The organism is Candidatus Sororendozoicomonas aggregata (assembly GCF_031528575.1).
Classification (GTDB): domain Bacteria; phylum Pseudomonadota; class Gammaproteobacteria; order Pseudomonadales; family Endozoicomonadaceae; genus Endonucleibacter; species Endonucleibacter aggregata.
In genome coordinates this window covers 1-7,206 of the sequence record NZ_JAVLSP010000132.1, presented here as the reverse complement: position 1 = coordinate 7,206, position 7,206 = coordinate 1, and the positions used below count along the sequence as shown (strand labels likewise).

The window sequence follows — 7,206 nt, the reverse complement described above, 5'->3', positions numbered from 1 at the left end:
TCGTCAAATAGCCCCACTATTATCCTCAGAAGCAGAAATTTTTATCCTCAATTTCTCGTAATCCTCGCTACGGGCGCTATTCTCGGTCAGGCTCCTGGTTTCAAGGTGGCTAAGACGGCTTCTTACTGAACGGTGACCTCACCACAAAGACTGGTATTGACAGCCGCTTTCACCTGTTCCGATTGAAAACCCTGGGAAAGCAGGTAGTGTAGCTTACAAAATAGCGCTTCAGGGGTTGTATCGCAGGCACTGACCAGCCCGGCATCGGCCAGTGCGGTCCCTGTGCCGTACACCCCCTGGCTTACACTGCCTTGATAACACTGACTAACATTCACGATCACCTTGCCTGCGGCGGTGGCTTTTGAGAGGGTTTTTAGTAACGACTGATCCTGATCGGGTCCGTTCCCGGCCCCATAAGTCTGTAAAATAAAGGCTGAAAACGGCTGATCAAGCAGGGCAGACAGATACTTTGCGCTGATGCCCGGAAAAAGGGAAACAGGCGCTGCGTGGGGGGCAATATCACAGGCCAGATTAAACGATGTCGCGGGCTTTGATGACCATAACAACTCCTCGTTAACAGCCAGCGCGGTGTCCAGCGTACCGAGCCAGGGGGCATTGGGCGAGTCAAAAGCGGCTGGGGCAGATGTGTGGATTTTTCGACTGCGATTCCCACGCAGGATACGCCCGGCAAAATATAAGCAAACTTCTTTTATTGTCTCCTGTTCAGCGACAGTCAGCGCACCCATAACATTATCAAGGGCGTCTGTGTCAGGCTCGCATAAGGGGATCTGTGACCCGGTGACGATCACCGGCTTTCCCAGACCCTGTAGCATAAAAGACAACATGGAACTGGTGTAAGCCATGGTGTCAGTGCCATGCAATATAACGAAGCCATCATATTGCTCATAACGGTTGCTGATATCTGCCGCAATAACCTGCCAGTGGGCCGGTTGAATATTGCTCGAGTCAATCAATAAAGGGTACTCAAACAGGTCAAAGGCCGGTAACTGCGCTAAAGTCGCCTCTGGCAATTTTTTCAGTAACAGCTCAAGCAGATTATTCGTTGGCACATAACCTTTGTCAGTGAGCACCATGCCAATGGTGCCACCGGTATAAGCAACATATATTTTTTTAGACATAATAAGCCTGATGTTCATAACTCATAGATTGAATCTTATCATAGTCATCAAGGGATAGAGAGCGTGGTAAGGGGTGAAAACTCCCGGCAGTGGAGAAAGCGTATTTCTGTACCGGGTGATATTAATTCCATCATCAGATTATTTTTTTAAATATCTGATGCAGGATTGAAATCAACGCTATAGTGGTTAGGGAATTTTACTTTCTGATAAAAAGGTTTTTTAATAATGATGTCACCTCTCCATAGATTAATCGTGTTTCTTTCTTTTATTGTATGGATAGGTAGCCCCCCTTTTGCCTCTGACAAAAATGAGGGTGATACAACAAACAGCGGTGTTACTCAACAGAAAAACACAGTCCCTTCACATTTTAACTGTAAGAAGTGCAACCTTTTTGTCATCACAGCATCGAGGGGGGAGAATGACAAATTTTATTATTATGGGTATTGTCAGACCTGTATTACCGATGCTTTAAGGGACAGGGTGTTACATATTTTTCAAACACTTCAAGAAAAAACTGACGGGAAAATGTTTCTGTTTGGCTCTGAGGCATTTGACCGGCTGACGCCCAAAAAAATCTATATTGATGGCAGCAAAGAGACAAATAGAATAAAAGGGCTTGATTTCACCTTTGCGGATAAAGCGATGGCAAAGCAGTTTCTCAATAATCTAAAGACTACTGTTTTCTCTGATAAAGGCATTGTGCACGGAGACTGGCTCCCTGGTGTTATCAATGCCAGTGATTTTGAGATTAAGGTATTACCTTTATTGTCAGACGCCGAAAAACACCCTGTTAATAACGGCGATCATCAAGCTGGGCGCTTTCCTGAGTGCTTACTTGGGTTAAATCAGAGTATTGAACAACTGGAAATTATTTATACGCCCTATGAAAAAACACTGATTTCTGTCAATACTGCACTGAAGCCTATGTGGCTGTCGGAATTAACGTTTGATCATCACTTGGGTATAACCAATCTGTCTCTGTTAGCCAAAGATCGGGCAGGGTTTGGTAACAGAAATATGAAGGTATTGTCCATTTATGGGCATTTAATGCTGGAAAGCTTAACCTTCAGCGAAGAACAACGGCAATTAGCGGCATCACTGCAAGGCGGTGCACGCGGTAACAACAGAGCATTAATCAAAAGTCTATTCGATCATACTGAAAAAACACATACCCTATGGGAAAAGCACCGCCCTTATTATGAAAAAATAACAGCAGAGGATGCAGGAGATAATGGTGCTGACAAACTGCTAAACAGCGCGCGGGCCGCAAAAGAGCAGATCACGACACTCTGTTTGGCCTATATTGAGGAAGAACAAGAACGGGTAAAGATCGCTGGCAATAGCCCAGATCAAAAGGAAGATGCTGATACCCCTTCGATAACATTAACAACGCTAACAAAAGAGTCTGACCAAAAGCCTGGCACCAGCGAGGGAGCAGAGGCTACCCAATGCCCTGACGAGGTAACACAAGGCGTTTCTGGTGTGCAGGCATGTCACCCTGCTGATGCTGATGGTATGGGCAACCAGACAGAAACCAATGCAACAACAAGCGCCTCCACAGAAGTGGCTTTAGCCGAGTCGGGGGCGACAAAAAAGAAAAAATCCCGAAAAAGACCCCAAAAAAAATCGACCCAAGCTGACGGGCATGACAAAGAGAGTAAAGAGAGTACTGCCAGTGGTGAGACTGTCACTGATGCAAACATGGCGGCAAAACAGCCTGTTAAACCTGCGACAGAGAACAGCCGGGCCACAGAATCACAAAAAAACGGTTCGGAACCTGTCAATACCCCATTCGCTTTGCAATTAAGAGCATCAAAAACATATTTGGCAAAAAGGGCAAGCCGATTTTTCAAAATAAACTGGCTTAGGATGGCAGGAAATCAGAAAAAATTAGCCAGTGGCTATGAAAAAGAATTTGAAGAAGAAGAGGAATTATTTATAGCTAGATTTAAAGCGTTCGAGTCAGAAACAAAATTACTGTTCACGTTAGAAAAGCCATTAAACCAGGGTGTCTACGAGAAATTTTTAGCATTAAATTTTGATCATTTAACACATTTTTACGAAAAAATTATTTCATTGGGTGAGGCACAAAAAAAATCATTGAGGAAAAATTATTTCTTAAAGTATGTTGCTGAAAAGATTAAATGTTTTTTTGTCGACACAACCATTTTGTCACAAAATATTGTCCGATTTTATGACACGCGAGAAATAACTGAAATAGGTTTTTATCCTTGGGTACAAAAATACCCGTGTGTTTTTACATTGGACCTGTTACTGATGCTGAATGAGATAAACAATCTCAGTATCATCTACAATGGAGATTTTTATTTTAATAAAGATGAGGAAAATAAAAAGAATTACCATCACTATCTCTTTTTCAACACTATCTGCTGTGCTCCAGACCTTTATCCAGATTTTGATGAGCAATGTGCCAGGGAAATGGTTAAACTTATCGCATTTTCAATTCCAAGGTATGTAGAATCAAGGCTTGATTTTTCTGGAGACGCTATTTTATTTTTTAAGGGGCTTGCGAAGACGGTAGAATTTGACTGTTTTTCTGTCAATGAAATCATCAGACATGTCCACCTGGCTGGCGATATATTATCTATTGAGCGTGGCGGTAAACTTGGGAAGGTCGACGATAAGGAATGTACTGCCTTTATACTGCAGTGCATGGATCAATTCATCCGCCTGGTGGAAGAAGGTCACCGGGAAAGCGCTAGCGGGCTATGCGATGCTTTCTCCAAAGCCCTCGACCGATGCTATCAATTTAACCTTGAAGAAAAAGATACGCTGAGAAACCGATGGACAGCACTTCGGTTGGATCTCGAAAACAGAGAACGATTTAAAAAAGAAGCCGAAGAAGCATCAGCTAATGCGGCTTATCAGGAGATCTGGGATGAGGAAACAAAACAGGAGGCGATATTATCAGCGCAAAGGGCAGCGGCTTATAAAAAGCATATCGAAAATCATCAATGGGAGAGGTATGACGGCGATGAACCAACGGATCAGCAAAGTGACGAACCAACCGACCAGCAAGGTGATGACCTGATTGAAGAAGAGCCGCTGTACCGTGAAAGAATAACAGCAGCAATACTGATGGCTGCCGATGCGCTGTCTGAGAGAGGAAAACAGCAAGCCAATAACCGATCAATCAACAGCATTAAAAAAGCCAAAAAATTTTTCAGGGACGCTATAGCGAAAACAGAGGAAGTGGACTGTGCGCATGACCTGCTCAAAGCCAGGATACTGGTGATTAAGGCTAATTATAGAATGTACCAGTTGGAATTCTGTGATCAGTTTTTTCAGCAGGTGCGGTCACTCAGGGAGCGCGTCAAGTCATACCGTGAAAAAATGGTGATTCGTAAGAGTTCAGGCATCAGAAAACCACCCGCATTCCCCAAACACCAGGATCTGGTGGATAAAAAGATAGAAACTGAACGATTATTGACTATGTATTCAAACGGTGACTGCCCCATCAAGAAGGCCATAGCAGAACAAGAAAACGCCATTAATCTCATAATGGATTATTGTACCCATGTTCAGGATAGCCAGGATTTACTCAGGACACTGGTTACTGAGATAGAGGCAATAAAGTTCCATAAGAAAAGGTTGTTAACAATACTGAATATTCTTAAAGAAACAGCCACAATGCTCAGTGAAACCGTTAAAAAGCGCCGTGAATTAAAACAAATGCGAAAAAAGGATGATGCCGCAAGGGGCGTGAAGGTGAACGCCGATGTGAAGCAGCTAACAATGACCCCTGAAGAGCTTATAGAGCAACTTAAACAACTCAAGGAAAACGAGTGTGAAACCGCTGAGTCTCTCCTGCGTAATAGTCTCGGTAGTATTGATACACTCAATGCTATGCTCCCCGCAGACGCGCCTTAAGGCCAGATAATCGTGCTGTGGCGGTTTGGGTCGCATCAACAAGGAGTTTTTTGCGGCAGAAAAGGTCAAGTTTTTTTTTCGCACGGGTGATGCCTGTATAGATCAGCTCGCGTGTTAAAACCGGGCTAACCTTATCGGGCAGCACAACAGCAGCATGGTCGAACTCTGACCCCTGACTTTTGTGTATGGTCATGGCATAAACCGTCTCATGGGCTGGCAGCCGACTGGGCAACACAGTTTTTATGCTACCGTCGGGCATGCCAAAGATAACACGTAAACGTCCATCGTTGTCATTTAAGGCAATACCTATATCCCCGTTATAAAGCCCGAGGTCATGGCTGTTTTGCGTCACCAGCACGGGACGCCCTTCATACCAGAGCCGGTCTTGTGCGATCAGCTGTTCACGGATCAGTGATTGCTCAATGGCCATATTGAGCCCCGAAACACCGTATTTGCCTTCACGCAGGGCACACAGCAGTTGAAACTGCCCAAATGCCTGCAATATCTCCCCATATGAACGCCCTGAATGAATCTCCCCCAGGTAAGCGCGATAACACTCCGTACACAATGCGATCAGCGTCTGATAGTCTGCCTCATCGGTACTATAAAGCGTAATATCGTTAAAACCACTGCTAAACGTCCGCTTCAGGGCTTTAATATTTTTGGTATTGATGGCGTTAGCCAATGAGCCTATACCTGAGCGTTGATCAAAACGGTAGCTTTTCTCAAGCAGACATAAATTGTCATTGATGGGGCCGGGCGTATCGGCTGTATAGGGTTTTTTCTCAAGGGGAAAACCCGTTAATCGCGTCAGTCTGGTCGCTGTGGCAACAGAGTAACCGCCTTCAGCCGCTTCACAAATATCACCCAATACGCTCCCAGCCTCTACAGAGGCGAGCTGATCCTGATCGCCAAGTAAAATCAGTCGGGCATGATCAGGCAGCGCCTCTAATAAACGACTCATCAATGGCAGATCAATCATTGACGCCTCGTCAACCACCAGTATATCCAAATGCAGTCGGTTATGCTGATGATGGCGAAAACCCCTGTTACCGGGCAGAACCTCCAGTAATCGGTGAATGGTTCCCGCTTCGGTAGGAATGGCTGACGTTACCGCCTGATCACAGTCCAGTGAATCAATGGCGGCACCAATGGACTGCGTTAACCGCGCGGCAGCTTTGCCGGTGGGAGCCACCAGACGGATAACCGGTAACGCGGGCTTATGAAGGCTGAGTTCTACCAGCATGGCCAGTAATTTTGTTACCGTGGTTGTTTTCCCGGTCCCAGGGCCCCCACTGATAAGAGTAAAATGCTCCATAGCCGCCTGTGCTGCCGCAATTTTCTGCCAATTCAGGCAGTATTTGCCCGGAATCAGTTTATCAAGGTCGGTAAGATCTTCAGGCTTTTTGGCCCCGCTCAGACACCGATAAATAGAGGGCCAGTCCAGCCGGTCGGCGTGTTTGATATCGAGCCATTTAATTAAGGCTTCTTTTTGAGCAGAGGGCTCTTTCAGTGGGGCACACTGCGTATAAATAAACGTATATTGACGTTTAAATAGCCGATCGAGAATTAAACTCGCTGCTTCACTATCAACCTCTGCCTGTTTTTGACAGCGGATAAATGCCGCCACTTTGATTTCGTATAACCAGTAGCGATAGAGATAGAGGCGGTTATTATCGAGCACCAGCGGTGTTGGTGTCCTTCCGTCACCGACAACAGGGGACTGCGTGAGATGCTGAGGCCACTGATCAACGGGCAGGCCAGATTTTGACACTAACTGTGCGCTGATCTCTTCAGCGCCCTCGATGAGCTGATGGGATTGCAAAGCGGCAAAGGAAAGGCAGACATGCCCCTGACCTAACTGATGACTGACCAGGGCGCTACACAGTAGCATTACCGGATTTACCGGATCAGTGTGATGAAGCTGCCCAATAAATCGGGCAAACTGATAGTCAATCGGTCTGATCAGTCCCTCAACGCTCATTGTCTTCAGCATGTCCAGCATGGTTGTTGTTACCTGGGTTCTTCACTGCCTGAGTTGTTAACCGGTAGTCAGTTGGTAAACGACAGTTATCATTACTAGTAAGAAGCAGTCTTAAAAGTCATGCTCCTACTGCGGCTACGATAAATGGGTCTAAAAAGTCGCTTTTGTTCGTCAAATAGTCCCGCTATTCTC

Annotated in this window: 3 protein-coding genes; 1 reads left to right on the top strand and 2 read right to left on the bottom strand. The window is 45.5% G+C overall.

The window, feature by feature from the left end; translation table 11 throughout:
* Positions 1-122 precede the first annotated feature (122 nt).
* Positions 123-1,139: a type I asparaginase gene (locus V4C51_RS16535; protein ID WP_330927282.1), complete on the bottom strand. Its 1,017-nt coding sequence runs from the start codon at positions 1,137-1,139 to the stop codon at positions 123-125.
* A gap of 225 nt (positions 1,140-1,364) precedes the next feature.
* Between V4C51_RS16535 and V4C51_RS16530 the strand changes: the two genes are divergently transcribed.
* The gene (locus tag V4C51_RS16530) at positions 1,365-5,030 is read left to right on the top strand and encodes a hypothetical protein (RefSeq protein WP_330927281.1); all 3,666 of its coding nucleotides are present in this window, start codon (positions 1,365-1,367) and stop codon (positions 5,028-5,030) included.
* Here V4C51_RS16530 and recD read toward each other — a convergent pair.
* Positions 5,005-7,035 carry an exodeoxyribonuclease V subunit alpha gene (recD, locus tag V4C51_RS16525; RefSeq protein ID WP_330927280.1) on the bottom strand — a complete coding sequence of 677 codons (2,031 nt, stop codon included), beginning with the start codon at positions 7,033-7,035 and terminating at the stop codon, positions 5,005-5,007. The genes V4C51_RS16530 and recD overlap by 26 nt on opposite strands.
* Positions 7,036-7,206: the final 171 nt, after the last annotated feature.

What these genes read in the sequence shown, in the direction of transcription:
- V4C51_RS16535 (WP_330927282.1), bottom strand. Translation starts at nt 1,139, where the DNA reads ATGTCTAAAAAAATATATGTTGCTTATACCGGTGGCACCATTGGCATG.
- V4C51_RS16530 (WP_330927281.1), top strand. Translation starts at nt 1,365, where the DNA reads ATGATGTCACCTCTCCATAGATTAATCGTGTTTCTTTCTTTTATTGTA.
- recD (WP_330927280.1), bottom strand. Translation starts at nt 7,035, where the DNA reads ATGCTGGACATGCTGAAGACAATGAGCGTTGAGGGACTGATCAGACCG.